Annotated in this window: 16 protein-coding genes; 6 read left to right on the top strand and 10 right to left on the bottom strand. The window is 63.0% G+C overall.

Annotated elements, in window-relative coordinates; translation table 11 throughout:
- Positions 1–8: 8 nt before the first annotated feature.
- Together ctaD and coxB are read right to left on the bottom strand one after the other, a co-directional pair.
- Positions 9–1,592, bottom strand: a complete 1,584-nt coding sequence (ctaD, locus tag AAEQ75_RS09150) for a cytochrome c oxidase subunit I (RefSeq protein WP_143504979.1) — start codon at positions 1,590–1,592, stop codon at positions 9–11.
- Positions 1,593–1,596: 4 nt separating this feature from the next.
- Complete coding sequence (gene coxB, locus AAEQ75_RS09145) at positions 1,597–2,721, bottom strand: cytochrome c oxidase subunit II (RefSeq protein ID WP_343351820.1); 1,125 nt, start codon at positions 2,719–2,721, stop codon at positions 1,597–1,599.
- 409 nt (positions 2,722–3,130) lie between these two features.
- Here coxB and AAEQ75_RS09140 point away from each other — a divergent pair, with 409 nt between their 5' ends.
- A complete protein-coding gene (locus tag AAEQ75_RS09140) occupies positions 3,131–3,772 on the top strand; it encodes a hypothetical protein (RefSeq protein WP_143504981.1) in 642 nt (213 codons plus the stop codon).
- On the opposite strand, the gene AAEQ75_RS09135 is transcribed toward AAEQ75_RS09140, so the two are convergent.
- A complete protein-coding gene (locus AAEQ75_RS09135) occupies positions 3,762–4,691 on the bottom strand; it encodes an AEC family transporter (RefSeq protein WP_343351817.1) in 930 nt (309 codons plus the stop codon). The genes AAEQ75_RS09140 and AAEQ75_RS09135 overlap by 11 nt on opposite strands.
- A gap of 142 nt (positions 4,692–4,833) precedes the next feature.
- Between AAEQ75_RS09135 and glsB the strand changes: the two genes are divergently transcribed.
- Positions 4,834–5,742 carry a glutaminase B gene (glsB, locus tag AAEQ75_RS09130; protein WP_143504983.1) on the top strand — a complete coding sequence of 303 codons (909 nt, stop codon included), beginning with the start codon at positions 4,834–4,836 and terminating at the stop codon, positions 5,740–5,742.
- A gap of 83 nt (positions 5,743–5,825) precedes the next feature.
- Here glsB and AAEQ75_RS09125 read toward each other — a convergent pair whose 3' ends face one another.
- The 3 genes from AAEQ75_RS09125 to AAEQ75_RS09115 all read right to left on the bottom strand — a co-directional run bounded on the left by AAEQ75_RS09125 (position 5,826) and on the right by AAEQ75_RS09115 (position 8,854).
- A complete protein-coding gene (locus tag AAEQ75_RS09125) occupies positions 5,826–6,269 on the bottom strand; it encodes a GNAT family N-acetyltransferase (protein ID WP_343351815.1) in 444 nt (147 codons plus the stop codon).
- A 27-nt stretch (positions 6,270–6,296) separates the two neighbouring features.
- The gene (locus AAEQ75_RS09120; protein WP_343351813.1) at positions 6,297–7,286 is read right to left on the bottom strand and encodes an asparaginase; all 990 of its coding nucleotides are present in this window, start codon (positions 7,284–7,286) and stop codon (positions 6,297–6,299) included.
- 128 nt (positions 7,287–7,414) lie between these two features.
- Complete coding sequence (locus tag AAEQ75_RS09115; RefSeq protein ID WP_125834764.1) at positions 7,415–8,854, bottom strand: alanine/glycine:cation symporter family protein; 1,440 nt, start codon at positions 8,852–8,854, stop codon at positions 7,415–7,417.
- A gap of 159 nt (positions 8,855–9,013) precedes the next feature.
- On the opposite strand from AAEQ75_RS09115, the gene AAEQ75_RS09110 reads away from it, so the two are divergent.
- Positions 9,014–9,826 (top strand): helix-turn-helix domain-containing protein, encoded by an 813-nt coding sequence (locus AAEQ75_RS09110; RefSeq protein ID WP_143504986.1) that lies wholly within the window; start codon positions 9,014–9,016, stop codon positions 9,824–9,826.
- Between the two features lie 179 nt (positions 9,827–10,005).
- Here the strand turns inward: AAEQ75_RS09110 and AAEQ75_RS09105 are convergent, their stop codons facing one another.
- Together AAEQ75_RS09105 and AAEQ75_RS09100 are read right to left on the bottom strand one after the other, a co-directional pair.
- Positions 10,006–10,134 carry a hypothetical protein gene (locus AAEQ75_RS09105; RefSeq protein WP_343351809.1) on the bottom strand — a complete coding sequence of 43 codons (129 nt, stop codon included), beginning with the start codon at positions 10,132–10,134 and terminating at the stop codon, positions 10,006–10,008.
- A gap of 12 nt (positions 10,135–10,146) precedes the next feature.
- A complete protein-coding gene (locus AAEQ75_RS09100) occupies positions 10,147–11,571 on the bottom strand; it encodes an aspartate ammonia-lyase (RefSeq protein ID WP_074859874.1) in 1,425 nt (474 codons plus the stop codon).
- Between the two features lie 179 nt (positions 11,572–11,750).
- Here AAEQ75_RS09100 and AAEQ75_RS09095 point away from each other — a divergent pair, with 179 nt between their 5' ends.
- Positions 11,751–12,656 carry a LysR substrate-binding domain-containing protein gene (locus AAEQ75_RS09095; protein WP_343351806.1) on the top strand — a complete coding sequence of 302 codons (906 nt, stop codon included), beginning with the start codon at positions 11,751–11,753 and terminating at the stop codon, positions 12,654–12,656.
- A gap of 163 nt (positions 12,657–12,819) precedes the next feature.
- On the opposite strand, the gene AAEQ75_RS09090 is transcribed toward AAEQ75_RS09095, so the two are convergent.
- Positions 12,820–13,914: a polyamine ABC transporter substrate-binding protein gene (locus AAEQ75_RS09090; protein WP_256834055.1), complete on the bottom strand. Its 1,095-nt coding sequence runs from the start codon at positions 13,912–13,914 to the stop codon at positions 12,820–12,822.
- Positions 13,915–13,966: 52 nt separating this feature from the next.
- Entirely contained in the window at positions 13,967–14,995 is a 1,029-nt protein-coding gene (locus AAEQ75_RS09085; RefSeq protein WP_343351803.1) for a histone deacetylase family protein, read from the bottom strand.
- Positions 14,996–15,207: 212 nt separating this feature from the next.
- Between AAEQ75_RS09085 and AAEQ75_RS09080 the strand changes: the two genes are divergently transcribed.
- Both AAEQ75_RS09080 and AAEQ75_RS09075 read left to right on the top strand, forming a co-directional pair.
- Positions 15,208–15,477 (top strand): PepSY domain-containing protein, encoded by a 270-nt coding sequence (locus tag AAEQ75_RS09080; RefSeq protein ID WP_343351801.1) that lies wholly within the window; start codon positions 15,208–15,210, stop codon positions 15,475–15,477.
- Between the two features lie 55 nt (positions 15,478–15,532).
- Positions 15,533–15,835 (top strand): PepSY domain-containing protein, encoded by a 303-nt coding sequence (locus tag AAEQ75_RS09075; RefSeq protein ID WP_343351799.1) that lies wholly within the window; start codon positions 15,533–15,535, stop codon positions 15,833–15,835.
- Positions 15,836–15,845 lie beyond the last annotated feature (10 nt).

Raw genomic sequence — 15,845 nt, 5'->3', positions numbered from 1 at the left:
CAGACCTCCTATTTCACTTCCGGCGGTGTACTGAAGGTGTGGTAGGGCGCCGGTGACGGCACCGTCCACTCCAGGCCTTCGGCACCGTCCCAGGGTTTGGCCGGGGCCGGCTTGCCACCACGGATGCACTTGATGACGATGAACAGGAACAGCAACTGGGTGGCGCCGAACATGAAGGCGCCGATGCTGGAGACCATGTTGAAGTTGGCGAACATCATGTTGTAGTCGGGGATGCGCCGTGGCATGCCGGCCAGGCCGACGAAGTGCATCGGGAAGAACGCTAGGTTCATGCCGATGAAGCTCATCCAGAAATGCAGCTTGGCCAGGGTTTCGTCATACATGTGGCCGGTCCACTTGGGCAGCCAGTAATAGGCCGAAGCGAAGATGCCGAAGATCGCACCGGGCACCAGCACGTAGTGGAAGTGCGCCACCACGAAGTAGGTGTCGTGGTACTGGAAGTCCGCCGGGGCGATGGCCAGCATCAGCCCGGAGAAACCGCCGATGGTGAAGAGGATGACGAAGGCCACCGAGAACAGCATCGGCGCCTCGAAGGTCATCGAGCCCTGCCACATGGTGCTGGCCCAGTTGAACACCTTCACCCCGGTGGGAACGGCAATCAGCATCGTCGCGTACATGAAGAACAGCTCGCCGGTCAGCGGGATGCCGACGGTGAACATGTGGTGCGCCCAGACGATGAACGACAGGAAAGCGATCGCCCCTGTGGCGTAGACCATCGAGGTGTAGCCGAACAGCGGCTTGCGCGCGAACGCCGGGATGATCGAGCTCACCGCGCCAAAGGCAGGCAGGATCATGATGTACACCTCGGGGTGACCGAAGAACCAGAACACGTGCTGGAACAGCACCGGATCCCCACCGCCAGCAGCATTGAAGAAGCTGGTGCCGAAGTGGATGTCCATCAGCATCATGGTCACGCAGCCAGCCAGTACCGGCATCACAGCAATCAGCAGAAACGCGGTGATCAGCCAGGTCCAGACAAACAGCGGCATCTTCATCAGAGTCATGCCGGGGGCGCGCAGGTTGAGGATGGTGGCGACCACGTTGATCGCCCCCATGATCGAGCTGATGCCCATCAGGTGCACGGCGAAGATGAAGAAAGTGGTGCTCTCCGGCCCGTAGGTGGTCGACAGCGGCGCGTAGAAGGTCCAGCCGAAGTTCGGCCCGCCACCCTCCATGAACAGTGTCGAGACCAGCAAGCCGAATGCCGCGGGCAACAGCCAGAAGCTGAAGTTGTTCATCCGCGGCAGCGCCATGTCCGGCGCGCCGATCATCAGCGGGATCATCCAGTTGGCCAGGCCGACGAAGGCCGGCATCACCGCACCGAAGACCATGATCAGGCCGTGCATGGTGGTCATCTGGTTGAAGAATTCCGGCTGCACGATCTGCAGACCCGGCTGGAACAGCTCGGCACGGATGACCATGGCCATCGAGCCGCCCAGCAGAAACATGCAGAAGCTGAACCACAGGTACATCGTGCCGATGTCCTTGTGGTTGGTGGTCAGCACCCAGCGCATCAGGCCCTTGGCCGGGCCATGGTGGTGGTCAGTATGACCGTGGTCGATCACTGCACTCATGTCCTTACTCCTGCGCCTTGGAGAAATCGAGAATGTCCTTGGGCGTGACCATGTCACCGACATTGTTGCCCCAGGCGTTGCGCTCGTAGGTGATGATGGCGGCCAGGTCGACCGGCGACAGTTGCTTGCCGAAGGCGGCCATGGAGGTACCCGGCTTGCCTTGGTAGACGATGTGGATATGCCCCTCGGCCGGCCCGGTGGCGATGGCCGAGCCCTTGAGCGCCGGGAACATCGGTGGCAGACCTTCACCGGTAGGCTGGTGGCAGGCTGCGCAGGAGGTGTTGTAGGCCTTCTCACCACGCGCCATCAGCTCTTCCATGGTCCATTCCTTGCTGGTCAGCTCACGCTCAGCGGCGGCGGCCTGCTTGCGCTCGGCCAGCCAGGCGTCGAAGTCTTCCTTGGACTTGGCCTCGACCACCACCGGCATGAACCCGTGGTCCTTGCCGCACAGCTCGGTGCACTGGCCACGATAGATGCCGGGCTCCTCGATGCGCGTCCAGGATTCGTTGATAAACCCGGGGATGGCGTCTTTCTTCACTGCCAGTGCCGGTACCCACCAGGAGTGAATGACGTCAGCGGCGGTGATCAGGAAGCGCACCTTGGTGCCCACCGGCACCACAAGGGGCTCATCCACTTCCAGCAGATAGTGTTCGCCCTTGGCTTCGCGGTTGTTGATCTGCGAGCGCGGCGTGGTCAGGTTGCTGAAGAACTCAACGTCCTGCCCCAGGTATTTGTAGTGCCACTTCCACTGATAGCCGGTGATCTGAATATCCAGCTCGGACTCGGTGGTGTCGTAGATCTCGATCAGCGTCTTGGTCGCCGGAATCGCCATCACCACCAGGATGGCCAGGGGAACCACGGTCCAGAGAATCTCGACGGTGGTGCTTTCGTGGAAGTGCGCAGGCTCCTGGCCAGTGGAGCGGCGGTGCATGATCATCGACCAGAACATGGCGCCGAACACGATCACGCCAATCACAACGCAGATCCAGAAAATGGTCATGTGCAGATCGAAAACGGAGCGGCTGACGTCGGTTACACCGGGCGCCATATTGACCGTCCACTGCGCGTGCGCCGAGCCTAATGCCAGCCACAGCAGGAGGCCCATCCAGACTCGTGGATGTCGCATCATTGCGGGTTCCCCTTGATTGTTCTTGTTATCCCGCCGGCTGAGCCTGCGGCTAAGGGATCGACTGCCATAGAGCATGCGCTGCGGACTCTGTTCGCGAACCACGCTCGACTGCTGGCGACTGCTGCCGAAACCTCTCCGTGCCTAAGCCCGTCCGGTTCCATCAGGTACTGCCTTTCGAAATCGAGTATAGACGGCGACTTTCACCTCGCAACGTAAGAGGGAAAATGGCCGAAGCCGCGCAGCCCTTGTCCTAAACGCCACGACTGACGCGGGCTGTAGCCTTTCTGATACAGGTGGATATAGCAGACTCGCATAAGTATGAAAAAGTTATGACAATCACGTCTTAGCCGACTGCCGGAGCCGGCTAAGGTTCACGTCCATGTCCATGTCCTGAAATGTAGGAGCAGTCATGAACACCGCCGCCCTTCGTCAATTGATCACCCAGGCTCGTCAGCAGGAAAGCGGCAGCCAGGCACTCGCACACTTCCTGCAGGCCCAACTGGATCGCCTGCACCCGTCCATCCGCCTGCCCGAAGACGACGCCTCGGGCGCGCTGACGGCCTTCGTCATCGCCTATATCGAAGAGGTGCCAGACGTGCTGGACGCCGCCGCCGAGGTGGCGCGGGAAGCCGGAATCGAAGCCGCAGTGAAACCCGTGCTGAAGATCGCCGAGCATTTCTTCCTGCAGCCACCGGCGCTGATGGAAGGCCATGAAGGATTGGAAGGCCTGCTCGACGAGGCCTATCTGGCCCATCGCCTGGTGGAAGAGGTCAATGATCGCTATATCGCCCATCTCGGCCAGCCGCTGATCCCACTGGACACCACGCGCGCCAACCTGATCGCTCATCAGTTGATCGGCGAACCTTTCGCCAACCAACTCGATGAGGCTGTGCATCATGCCCTCACCGGCATGCTCGATGACGCCAGCTTCGACCAGCCCTCGGTGCAAGCCTACCGTGAGCGCCTGGCAGCGCCGGATACCGCGTCAGCCTGGAAGCGCTGGCCCTGCCTGTCGCAGCAGCTCGGCGTGGAGCTGCAACTCAAGGCGTGATCAGTAGCAGGATCAGGCTCAAGGTCAGCAGCGAACCGAGGGTGGAAAACAGGATCGCCCGCGACACCAGCGCCGCCTGGCGCTGGTAGTACTCGGCAAGCATGAACGGCCCGGTGCCGGTCGGCAGTGCACTGAGCAGCAACGCGGCATGTGCCCAGAACGGTGGCAGATCGAGCAGCACGAAGGCGATGAACCAGGTCACCAGCGGCTGCAGTACCAGCTTCAGGGCCACCAGCGGCCAGGCGCCTTCGCTCGGCCCGCTCTGCCTCTGTGCCAGGAACAACCCCAGTGACACCAGCGCACAGGGTACGGTGGCCGCGCCGAGCAGGCGAAGAAACTCATCCAGCGCTGCTGGCAACTGCACACCGCCAGACGCCCAGGCCGCACCGAGTAAAGGCGCCACCACCAGCGGATTCTTCAGCAGAGCGGTGACCACCTGAACGATAGCGCCGCCCAACCCCTTCCTGTTCTGCAAACCGACTTCGATGCATATCACCGCCAGGCCGAACAGTACGCAGACCACCATCAGCGAGGCGATCAAGGCCGGCGCCATGCCGTCCTCACCCAGTACCAGCACGCACAGCGGAATGCCAATATAGCCGGTGTTGGCGTAACCGGCGCTGAGCCCGTCGATACTGGCGTCGACCAGGCTGCCAGTGGTTTTCCAGCGATACACCAGCGTGACCAGAAACACCGCGAGCATGCCGCCAGTAAAGGCAAGCAAGAAACCGGGCTGCCAGATGTGTGTCCAGTCGGCCTTGGCCGTAAGGCTGAACAGCAACGCAGGCAGGCCGAGCCAGACCACGAAGCGGTTCATCTCCGATGCCGCAGTCGGCCCCAGGCGATTGGTTCGCCGACAGATGAAGCCAACCAGGATCAGGCCGAATATCGGCAATAGCACATTAAGAACGGTGGACATCGAACCACGCCAGCGACAGGGGAGGACCGAGACTAGGTGGACGCGCTGTTCAGGGCAAGCGCCTACCTGTGATTCCGTAGCGCCCGCGGGCGTCTAGCTCTGACCTGCCGGGACGCTCTCCGGCCTACTCGCGAGCCCGAACATGCAAGCGCTGTTGACCGAAATTCTCGATGAAGTCCGCCCGCTGATCGGCCAGGGCAAGGTGGCCGATTACATTCCAGCGCTGGCCAGCGTGGTGCCTGACCAGCTGGGCATCGCCGTATACGGCAACGACGGCCAGGTGCATGTCGCCGGCGATGCACGTACGCCCTTCTCGATCCAAAGCATTTCCAAGGTGTTCAGCCTGGTCCAGGCCATCGGCCACAGCGGCGAGAGCATCTGGCAGCGCCTGGGCCATGAGCCGTCCGGACAGCCGTTCAACTCGCTGGTGCAGCTCGAATTCGAGCGAGGCAAGCCGCGCAATCCCTTCATCAACGCGGGCGCTCTGGTGATCTGCGATATCAACCAGTCGCGCTATGCCGCACCGGCACTATCGATGCGCGACTTCGTCCGGCGTCTGTCGGGCAACCCCGAGGTCACGGTGGACAACCACGTCGCCGAATCGGAGTACCAGCACCGCGCGCGCAACGCGGCAGCGGCGTACCTGATGCAGTCGTTCGGCAATTTTCACAACGAAGTCGAGGCGGTGCTGCGCAGCTACTTCAGCTGCTGCGCGCTGCGCATGAGCTGCGTCGACCTGGCGCGTGCCTTCGGTTTCCTGGCCAATGAAGGTTTCTGCCAGCACAGCGGCGAACAGGTGCTGTCGCCCCGGCAAACCAAACAGATCAACGCCATCATGGCCACCAGCGGCCTGTATGACGAAGCGGGCAACTTCGCCTACCGTGTTGGCCTGCCGGGCAAAAGCGGCGTCGGCGGTGGCATCGTCGCGGTAGTACCAGGTCAGTTCAGTGTGTGCGTATGGTCACCCGAGCTCAATGCAGCAGGTAACTCCCTGGCCGGTATCAAGGCGCTGGAGCTGCTCAGCGAGCGCATCGGCTGGTCGGTGTTTTGAGCCGCGCATACGCGCTGCTGCGCATGGCGCGCCCTGTCGGGCGGCCAGCGCGGTATATCGCCGCCCGCACATGATGCGAGGCCTTACAACAGCTTGCGGTACTGCACGAACCCCGAGCGTTCGCCGATGCGCTCGTAAAGCAGCTTGGCCTGGCTGTTGGTTTCATGTGTCAGCCAGTGCACCCGCGAGCAGCCGGCAGCACGCGCCTGGTCGTAGACGTGCTGGATCAGTTGGCGGCCGATACCACCGCTGCGCTCACCCTTGGCGACGAACAGGTCCTGCAGGTAGCAATAGTCGCCGGTGGTCCAGGTCGAGCGGTGGATGACCCAGTGCACCAGGCCAATGGCCTGCTCACCCTGCCAGGCCAGGGCTGCGCCCATGGGCTCGGCGGGGTCGAGAAAGCGCTGCCAAGTAACGGCGCTAGTCTCGGCTGGAATCTCGGTCATGTAGAAGCGCTGGTAGCCCTGCCACAAGGGCAACCAGGCTTGGTGATCGGCAGCGACTACAGGGCGAATTTCGATGCTCATCGTCCTTCCTCTGTTTGGGCAGGTGGATCAGTCGCTCATCTCACCACAGAGATCGCGCGCCAGCCAGTACTCGACCTCCGTTTGCGGCAAACCGGCGCCGAGCAGGGCGAACAGCTTGCCCAGTGCGGCTTCGCGGGTCATGCCGCCACAGGACACCAGACCAACCTCGGCCAGACGGCTGCCGGCCGCATACACACCGAACTGCACGTGGCCTTGCGGGCACTGGCTGATCGCCGCCAGCACCACGCCGCGCTGGTGCGCCTCACGCAGCACGCTCATCAATGGCGCGTCGCCGGCCGGGCCGGTACCGCTGCCGTAGCACTCCAACAGCAACCCCTGCACGCCGCTGGCCAGCAGGGCTTGCAGATGCCCAGCCTGCACGGCCGGATGCAGCGGCAGCACGGCAAGGTTCACAGCCTGACGCGGCTGGCGGAAATCGATACGGGCATCGACCGTGGCCCGCTCGGCCTGACGCTGACGCGGCAGCACCTGGAAGGCGTCGAACGCATCGCTGCGCAACTTCGAGCAACGTGCGCCATGCAGTAGCTGCCCGTTGAAATACAGGTGCACGCCCGGCTTCACGCCGCGGTACAGCGCACGCATGGCGCCGAACAGGTTGGGCCAGGCATCTCCACCATCGACACCAGCCGGCTGCATGGCACCCGTAAGCACCACCGGCGCATCGAGCCCGAGCAGCAGGAAGCTCAACGCCGCAGCGCTGTAAGCCAGGGTATCGGTGCCGTGCAGCACCAGCACGGCGTCGTGGCCATCGGTCTGTACCGCAGTGACGATTTCGTCGCGCAGCGCCAGCCAGTGGCCGGTGTTCATGTTGGCGCTGTCGATCAACGGCAGCAGCTCGCGGAAGCTCCATTGCGGCAGCTCACTGGCGTTCTCGCCGGCTTGCTGGCTGCGCATGCGCGCCTCGAAACCCGAGGCCGGCGCCAGGCCGTCTGCACTCATCTGCATGCCGATGGTGCCGCCTGTGTACAGCACCAGGAGTTTTTCTGGGGTTACCATGGGCTCTCCTCACAAATCACGGGCCTGCGCGACATTCTTAACGTCGCTTACGACTGCCCGAACAATGGCTGCCAAAGCTGGCAGGCAAGAAAAAGGGGGCCTCGCCCCCTTCTTCCATCTGAGTCAGATCAGCGCTGGTAGACGCGATCCCCGATTTCCGCCTGGTCGGCGGTTTCACCTGGCTGGCTACCCCAGACGGCAGGGTCGAGGTCCAGATCAGCGAACTGCTTGGCATCCAATACCGGCGACTCAACACCCGCCTTGATCTGGCTATCGTAGTCGCGCATCAGGCGCATGCCCACTTTGAACAGCAGCGCCAGAGCGATGAGGTTGGCGATGGCCAGCAGACCCATGGTCACATCGGCGAAGGCGAACACGGTGCCCAGATCCTGCACCGAACCCCACAGCACCAGACCGACCACCAGCACGCGGTAGATCATTACCGGGCCGCGCTTCTGGCTGAAGAAGCCGAGGGCATTTTCGCCGAGGTAGTAGTTGTAGATCAGGGTGGTGAAGACGAACAACAGCAGCGCCAGGCTGACGAACACCCTGCCCCACTCGCCGACCACGGCGGCAACCGCGCTCTGGGTCAGTACCACACCGGCCTGCTCCATACCCGGCTGATACACGCCCGACAGCAGGATGATCAGCGCCGTGCAGCTGCACAGGATCAGGGTGTCGATGAACACACTGAGCGACTGCACGATGCCTTGCGCGGCCGGGTGCTTGACCTCGGCGACAGCGGCCACGTTCGGTGCGCTGCCCAGGCCGGCTTCGTTGGAAAACAGGCCGCGCTTGACGCCCATGATGATGGCCGCGCCGATGCCGCCGGCGAAGGCCGGCTCGAGGCCGAAGGCGCTTTTGAAGATCAAGGCGAAAGTGGCTGGAACTTCGTTGATGTTCAGGCCGATCACCAGCAGCGCCATGCCCAGGTAAGAGAACGCCATCACCGGCACCAGCACGTCGGCGAACTTGGCGATGCGCTTGATGCCACCGAAGATGATCAGGCCGATGACCGCGGTCAGGGCGATGCCGCTGGCCAGGGTCGGGATGCCGAAGGTGTCGTGCAGCGAGCTGGCGACGGTGAAGGACTGCACGGCGTTGAAGCCGAAGCCGAAGGTCACCAGCAGCAGGATCGACACGACGATACCCAGCCAGCGTTGACCAAGGCCGTGCTGGATGTAGAAAGCCGGACCACCGCGGTAGCCGCCATCGGCCTCGCGACGTTTGTACAGCTGCGCCAGCGAGCACTCGAAATAGCTGGTAGCCATGCCGACCAGGGCCACGACCCACATCCAGAAGATGGCGCCCGGGCCACCGAGCATGATCGCCACCGATACACCGGCGATGTTGCCGGCGCCCACGCGGCCAGCCACCGACAGCATCAGCGCCTGGAACGAGCTGAGCTGGCCCGGCTGACGCTGGAATGCCTCGCCGAAGATGCGAAACATGCTGCCGAAGTAGCGGAACTGAACGAAGCGCGAAGCGATGGTGAAGTACAGGCCGAGACCGATCAGCATCACGATCAGCAGCTTGCTCCAGATGAGGTCATTGAGAAGATCGAGCATGGAGGCTTTCTCTCTTGTTGTTCTGAATGGGAATGCGCCGCGCCGGGCGGGTGGCGCAATCTTTGGTGAAGGCGCCGCGCGGGACAATTTCGCAGGTCGCGGCGACCTGATGCGAGTTGATGCTAGAATCGCGTCATTCGCATCAGCTGGAGCGGCCATATGTCCGATTCCCTCGGCAGCAATCTGAAATTGCTTTGCAGCCATTACCGCTCGATTGCCGAGGTATGTCGCAAGCTGTCGATCAACCGCGCGCAGTTCAACCGCTACCTGGCCGGGCAGAGCCGACCGACCACGCACAATCTCAAGCGCATCTGCGATTTCTTCGGCGTCGAACCCTTCGAGCTGAGCATGCCGGCCGAGCAGTTCACCCGGCTGATTGGCGCACGCAGCGGCGATACGCAGCCGCACAGTGGCAACGATCCATTGCTGGAGCTGTTCACGCCGCTGCGCCGTCAGGCCAGCCCGATGGAACGCTACTGCGGCTACTACTTCGAATACTCCAACTGCATGTCGGTGCCGGGGCATGTGCTGCTATCGCTGGTGCACCTGCGCGAGGAGCGCGGCAACTACCTGTTCGAGCGCCAGGAACGTCAGGAGCGGCAGGAGCCCGCACGTGGCGAGGACTGGGTGCGCTGCCGCTACCTGGGCACGGCGTTCTTCCTGCAGGACCGCCTGTTTCTGGTCGACTACGAGTCACTCACCGGCAACGAGATGAGCCAGACCATCCTCATCCCCAGCTTCAAGAGCCGTATCATCCGCCTCAACGGCATCAAGACCGGCGTCTCCAGCGGTGACCGGCGCACGCCGGCCTGTACCCGCGTGGTCTGGCAGTACCTGGGTAACGAGATCAACCGGGTCAACGCCTATCGCCAGCTGATGCTCTACGCACCGGACGACGCACGCATCGACGACGACATCCGCCAGCGCCTCGGCGGTGCTCAGCTGCGTGACGGGCTGTTCGAGATGGAGTGAAGGCGGCTCGTCGAGCAGACAGCGCATGATCCGCCGGAAAGCCCCGGACCGAGCCGGCAGGTGTCCGCCTCCCCAACTCACGCAGCGCTGACCACCGAGTCCATGCCCGAGAATAAAAAAGGGATGGCCGAGGCCATCCCTGAAGGTTGAGGCTGGTGAAGGCCTCCTATGAAAGGGGTTCAGCTGCGTTTGCGCGCTGGCGCCTGGCTCGCGCCAGTGTAGAAACCCGCCAGGCCCGGCCAGAAGCGGCGCGGCGGATGCAGGGTGCGGAACATGAACTTGACGCTGGGGGGCTGTGACGGTTGCATGGTCGTTCTCCGTTACTGCTGCAGTGGCACGAGGCGTGGGGCGATCATGTTCTCGGGGCGCAGGATGTCGGCCAGCGTGGCCTCATCCAGCAACTGCTCCTCGCGCACCAGTTCCAGCACGCCGCGCCCGCTTTCCAGGGCGACCTTGGCGATGCGCGTGGCGTTCTCGTAGCCGATGTAGGGGTTCAGCGCGGTGATCAGGCCAATGGAGTTTTCCATCAGTTCGCGGCAGCGCGCTTCGTTGGCGGTGATACCGTCGATGCACAGCTCGCGCAGCATATCCATGGCGCGGGTCAGCAGGCGGATCGAGTCGAAGATCTTGTAGGCGATCAGCGGCTCCATCACGTTCAGCTGCAGCTGGCCACCTTCGGCGGCCATGGTCAGCGCCAGGTCGTTGCCGATCACTTCGAAGGCCACCTGATTGACCGCCTCGGGGATCACCGGGTTGACCTTGCCCGGCATGATCGAGCTGCCCGGCTGGCGCGCCGGCAGGTTGATCTCGTTGATCCCGGTACGCGGTCCGCTGGAGAGCAGGCGCAGGTCGTTGCAGATCTTCGACAGCTTGACCGCCGTGCGCTTGAGCATGCCGGAGAACAGCACGAAGGCGCCCATGTCGCTGGTGGCTTCGATCAGGTCGGCCGCCGGCTTGAGCGGGTGACCGCTGATCACGCTCAGGCGCTTGACCGCCAGGGCCTGGTATTTCGGGTCAGCGTTGATGCCGGTGCCGATGGCGGTGCCGCCCAGGTTGACCTCGGTGAGCAGCGCCGGGGCGAGCATCTTCAGGTGCTGCAGGTCTTCGCCCAGGGTGGTGGCGAAGGCGTGGAATTCCTGACCCAGAGTCATCGGCACGGCGTCCTGCAACTGGGTGCGACCCATCTTCAGTACATGGCCAAACTCAAGCCCTTTGGAAGCGAAGGACTGAATCAGCTTGTCCAGCGCACTCAGCAGGCTGTCATGGCCGAGCAGCAGGCCCAGGCGAATGGCAGTCGGGTAGGCGTCGTTGGTCGACTGCGCCATGTTCACATCGTTGTTCGGGTGCAGGTGCTGGTACTGGCCTTTCTCAAAACCCATGGCCTCCAGCGCGATGTTGGCGATGACCTCGTTGGCGTTCATGTTGGTCGAGGTGCCGGCGCCGCCCTGGATCATGTCGACCACGAACTGCTCGTGGAACTCGCCCTGGATGATGCGTGCGCAGGCGGTGCTGATTGCCGTGTGCTTGGCGGCGGACAGATGGCCCAGCTCGCGGTTGGCGTCCGCCGAGGCCTGCTTGACCATGGCCAGGCCGATTACCAGCTTCGGGTAATGCGACAGCGGCACACCGGACAGGCGGAAGTTCTGCACGGCGCGCAGGGTCTGGATACCGTAATAGGCATCGGCGGGGACTTCGAGGGTGCCGAGCAGGTCTTTTTCGACGCGAACAGATGCAGCAGGGGACATGATCGAGATGACTCTTGGGGAATACGGCGAGCGCCGCGATGCCTATAGATTAAGGGCTTTGCTTATCTGCAGGCCAATGCTGTTACTTGCTGCCCTATGCACAATCGGCATAATGCAGATGTGACCGCAACGATGCACCAAACGTGTGCATAAGCCGATATTGAGCAAAGGACGCACCCGTGAACCTGGAAACCAAATGGCTGGAAGACTTCGTCACCCTCGCCGCTACCCGCAGCTTCTCCCAGGCGGCGCAGAAACGCTTCGTTACCCAGCCGGCGTTCAGTCGACGTATCCGTAGCCTCGAGTCGGCGCTGGGGCTGACGCTGGTCAACCGCTCGCGCACGCCGGTGGAGCTGACCGAGTCCGGCCAGCTGTTCCTGCTCACTGCGCGCAGCATGGTCGAACAGCTGGGTGAGGTGGTGCGTCACCTGCATCACCTCGAAGGGCAACAGGGCGAAGCGCTACAGATAGCAGCGGCGCACTCGCTGGTATTCGGTTTCTTTCCCGAATGGATCGCCCGCCTGCGCCGCGATGGCCTGCCGCTGAGCACCCGCCTGGTGGCGACCAACGTCGGCGAAGCGGTGCACTCGCTACGTGAGGGCACCTGCGACCTGATCCTCGCTTACCATGACCAGGACGCCGCCGTGCAGCTGGCACCGGACATGTTCCCCTCCTTGCACCTGGGCCACAGTGAAATGCTGCCGGTATGCGCCGCGGATGAAACAGGCGCGCCCCTGTTCGATTTGGACACCGGACAGAGCGTCCCGCTGCTGGCCTACAGCGCCGGCACCTTCCTCGGCCGCTCGGTGAACCTGCTGCTGCGCCAGCGCGCCCTGCGCTCGACCACCGTGCACGAAACCGCCATGGCTGACAGCCTCAAGGCCATGGCCCTGCAAGGCCTTGGCGTAGCCTGGGTGCCACGGCTATCGATGAGCCCCGAGCTGGCCCGTGGCGAGCTGGTGATATGCGGCAAGGAACACTGGCATATCCCGCTGGAGATTCGCCTGTATCGCTGGGGCATGTCGCGCAAGGCGGCCGTGCGCCTGCTGTGGCGCAAGTTGGAGACGGGGGCGGTGGGCGGTTGAGTGAACGGGTAGGGTGCGCTGTGCGCACCGATATTCGCGCGGTGCATTCGGCGCACCCTACGGGTAAGGCATTCGCGGCTGAAGCCGCTCCTACAGAGCATCACATACCCCGTAGGAGCGGCTTCAGCCGCGAGATTTTATGCTCGAGCCAAACCGCTGAGGCTCACTTGCCCGACTTGATCGACGTCCACGCCCGCGTACGCACGCGCTCGATCTTCTGCGGCAGCGGCTGCACCACGTACAGTGACTTCTGCAGCTCCGGGGTCGGCGTCAGGTCGTGGTCGTCGGCGATTTCAGCGCCCACCAGTTCCATGCCCGGTACGTTGGGGTTGGGGTAGCCGAGAAAATCGCTGATCGGCGCAATCACCTTGGGTTCGAGCAAGTGGTTGATGAAGGCGTGGGCTTCATCCGAATTCCTGGCGCTTTTGGGGATGGCCCAGGTGTCGAACCAGATCGGCGCGCCTTCTTTCGGCAGACGCCAGTTGATCTTCACGCCGTTGCCGGCCTCCTTGGCGCGGTTGGCGAACTGGTAGAAGCTCCCCGAATAACCGATGGCCACGCAGATGTCGCCGTTGGCGATGTCGGTCATGTACTTGGCCGAGTGGAAGTAAGCCACGTACGGACGCACTTTCAGCAGTAGCTCGGTGACCTTGTCATAGTCAGCCGGGTTGGTGCTGTTGGGGTCCAGGCCCAGGTAATGCAGAGCGATGGGGATGATCTCGGTCGGCGAGTCGAGCATGGCCACGCCGCAGGATTTCAGCTTCTCCATGTACTCAGGTTTGAACACTAGATCCCAGCTGTTGACCGGCGCGTCCTCACCGAGCGCGGCCTTGACCTTGTCCGGGTTGTAGCCGATCAGCACGGTGCCGTACATGTAGGGCACGCCGTACTGGTTGCCCGGATCATTCTTCTCCAGCAGGCCAAGCAGCACTGGATCGAGGTTCTTCCAGTTTGGGATCTTCGACTTGTCCAACGGGGCGAACACGCCGGCCTTGATCTGGGTTTCGAGGAACTGGTTGGACGGAATCACCAGGTCATAGCCGGAGTTGCCGGTGAGCAGCTTGGCCTCCAGCGCCTCGTTGGTCTCGAAGGTGTCCCAGGTGATCTGGATGCCGGACTCCTTCTGAAAATCCTTGGGCACCTCCGGGAGGATGTAGTCGGCCCAGTTGTATACGCGCAGCTCCTTGGCCTGCACTGCGCCGCTGAGCAGGGTGGCGCCGCACAGGGCGACGCCGAGCATCTGTTTGATGGCTTTCATCGTTTCTCACCCCTGAAATATTGCTCTTGTTTGGCAGATTTCTGATTGCTGATCAGGCGCCCTCGAAGCCTTCCAGTACGTTGACCGCGTTGACGCCGATGGCTTCCACCGCGTAGCCGCCTTCCATGATGAACAGCGTCGGCAGGCCCAGCGCGGCGATGCGCCGGCCCATGGCCAGGTAGTCCGGGCTGTCGAGCTTGAACTGCGAGATCGGGTCTTCCATGTAGGTATCCACGCCCAGCGACACCACCACGACATCCGCGCCGTACTCGGCAATGCGCTGGCAGGCCTGCTCCAGCGCCGCGCTCCAGGTTTCCCAGGAGCTGCCCATCGGCAACGGGTAATTGAAGTTGTAGCCCTCGCCCTCGCCCGCGCCCAGTTCGTCGGCATAACCGAGGAAGAACGGGAATTCCTCGGCCGGGTCGCCGTGGATCGAGGCGAATAGCACGTCGCTGCGCTGGTAGAAGATGTCCTGGGTGCCGTTGCCGTGGTGGTAGTCGACATCGAGGATGGCCACCTTCTTGCGGCCCTGATCGAGGAAAGCCTGGGCGGCGATGGCGGCGTTGTTCAGGTAGCAGTAGCCGCCCATCACGTCGCCAGCGGCGTGGTGGCCTGGCGGACGGCACAGGGCGAAGGCGCTGTGGGCACCGTTGGCGATCTCCTGCTGGGCGCTGAGCGCCACCTGTGCCGCACTGTAGGCGGCCTGCCAGGTGCCAGCGGTAATCGGCGCACCGCCGTCGAAGCTGTAATAGCCGAGCTGGCCGTGCAGGTCATTGGGAACCATCCGCCGCAGGGTGCGTGCCGGCCAGGTGAACGGCAGCAGGTCGCCCTTGCCGCCCTGCTCCTGCCAGCGCGCCCAGGCACTCTTGAAGAACTCCAGATAAGCCTTGCTGTGGATGCGCTCGATGGGCGCCAGGCCGAAATCCTTGGGCGCACGAACCTCGCCGAGCTGGCGGCTCTTCACGCGAGCGAGGATATGGTCGGCGCGCTGCGGCTTCTCGAAGCAGGGCATCAGTTGCCCATCGATCAGCTCGCATTTGCCGTGATGCAGGTGATGGTCGTCGCTGTAGTAGGTGAGCATGCAAAGCGCTCCAGGCTCGTTGTTGTGCCTGCATTGTTCGCCTGCTCGGCCAGCGTCGAGAACGCTGGCAACGGCCAAAAGGGGATCGAAATGGCCAAATTGCGCTGCCACCCGGATGCTCGCCGGCAAGATGTAACGAGGTGTGAGCCTTAAGTTTTCGTTAAGCCAAGACGCCGAAGGTGACGGCTCCGAACCCCATCAGGAGCCTCACCATGCGTCGTCTACTGCTCGTTTCCGCCCTGCTGACCTGCGCCGCGCCGGCCTTTGCCAAGACCGAATGCACCACAGCCGAACGCTCCACCTGGCAAGACCCCGACCAGTTCCAGGCCAAGCTGGTGGCCGATGGCTACAAGATCAACAAGTTCAAGGTCACCGAAGGCAACTGCTACGAGATCTACGGCTTCGACAAGGAAGGCCGCAAGGTCGAGATCTACCACGACCCGGTCAGCGGCAAGGCCGTGAAGACCGAGATCGAAGACTGATCGCAGCCCCCGGCGCCGGCCCTGGCGGCCAGCGCCTCGTGACGAGAGCCCCGCCATGCCCCTTTTAGCCCGCACCGCCCTGGGCGGTCTGCTGCTGCTCGGCGCCACGCCTCTGCTGGCCGACACCGATTGTGCCCGCCCCGACCGCAGCGCCTGGATGCCGGAGTCGCAGTTCCGCGAGCAGATGAAGCGCCAGGGAGTGCAGATCACCAAGTTCCGCATCACCCCCGGCAATTGCTACGAGATCTATGGCTTCGACCGTGACGGCCGCAAGCTGGAGGTCTACTACGACCCGGTCGACGCCCACCCGGTAGAAGAAGTCGCCAGCTCACATCTGGCATCGCCACGACATCCCTGAACCCGCAACC

Origin of the sequence: Pseudomonas sediminis (assembly GCF_039555755.1) — a bacterium.
Taxonomy (GTDB): Bacteria; Pseudomonadota; Gammaproteobacteria; order Pseudomonadales; family Pseudomonadaceae; genus Aquipseudomonas; species Aquipseudomonas mendocina_D.
Note: the sequence above shows the minus strand (reverse complement) of the source record. Positions and strands in the feature narration are given on the sequence as shown.

What these genes read in the sequence shown, in the direction of transcription:
- ctaD (WP_143504979.1), bottom strand. Translation starts at nt 1,592, where the DNA reads ATGAGTGCAGTGATCGACCACGGTCATACTGACCACCACCATGGCCCG.
- coxB (WP_343351820.1), bottom strand. Translation starts at nt 2,721, where the DNA reads ATGATGCGACATCCACGAGTCTGGATGGGCCTCCTGCTGTGGCTGGCA.
- AAEQ75_RS09140 (WP_143504981.1), top strand. Translation starts at nt 3,131, where the DNA reads ATGAACACCGCCGCCCTTCGTCAATTGATCACCCAGGCTCGTCAGCAG.
- AAEQ75_RS09135 (WP_343351817.1), bottom strand. Translation starts at nt 4,691, where the DNA reads ATGTCCACCGTTCTTAATGTGCTATTGCCGATATTCGGCCTGATCCTG.
- glsB (WP_143504983.1), top strand. Translation starts at nt 4,834, where the DNA reads ATGCAAGCGCTGTTGACCGAAATTCTCGATGAAGTCCGCCCGCTGATC.
- AAEQ75_RS09125 (WP_343351815.1), bottom strand. Translation starts at nt 6,269, where the DNA reads ATGAGCATCGAAATTCGCCCTGTAGTCGCTGCCGATCACCAAGCCTGG.
- AAEQ75_RS09120 (WP_343351813.1), bottom strand. Translation starts at nt 7,286, where the DNA reads ATGGTAACCCCAGAAAAACTCCTGGTGCTGTACACAGGCGGCACCATC.
- AAEQ75_RS09115 (WP_125834764.1), bottom strand. Translation starts at nt 8,854, where the DNA reads ATGCTCGATCTTCTCAATGACCTCATCTGGAGCAAGCTGCTGATCGTG.
- AAEQ75_RS09110 (WP_143504986.1), top strand. Translation starts at nt 9,014, where the DNA reads ATGTCCGATTCCCTCGGCAGCAATCTGAAATTGCTTTGCAGCCATTAC.
- AAEQ75_RS09105 (WP_343351809.1), bottom strand. Translation starts at nt 10,134, where the DNA reads ATGCAACCGTCACAGCCCCCCAGCGTCAAGTTCATGTTCCGCACCCTG.
- AAEQ75_RS09100 (WP_074859874.1), bottom strand. Translation starts at nt 11,571, where the DNA reads ATGTCCCCTGCTGCATCTGTTCGCGTCGAAAAAGACCTGCTCGGCACC.
- AAEQ75_RS09090 (WP_256834055.1), bottom strand. Translation starts at nt 13,914, where the DNA reads ATGAAAGCCATCAAACAGATGCTCGGCGTCGCCCTGTGCGGCGCCACC.
- AAEQ75_RS09085 (WP_343351803.1), bottom strand. Translation starts at nt 14,995, where the DNA reads ATGCTCACCTACTACAGCGACGACCATCACCTGCATCACGGCAAATGC.
- AAEQ75_RS09080 (WP_343351801.1), top strand. Translation starts at nt 15,208, where the DNA reads ATGCGTCGTCTACTGCTCGTTTCCGCCCTGCTGACCTGCGCCGCGCCG.
- AAEQ75_RS09075 (WP_343351799.1), top strand. Translation starts at nt 15,533, where the DNA reads ATGCCCCTTTTAGCCCGCACCGCCCTGGGCGGTCTGCTGCTGCTCGGC.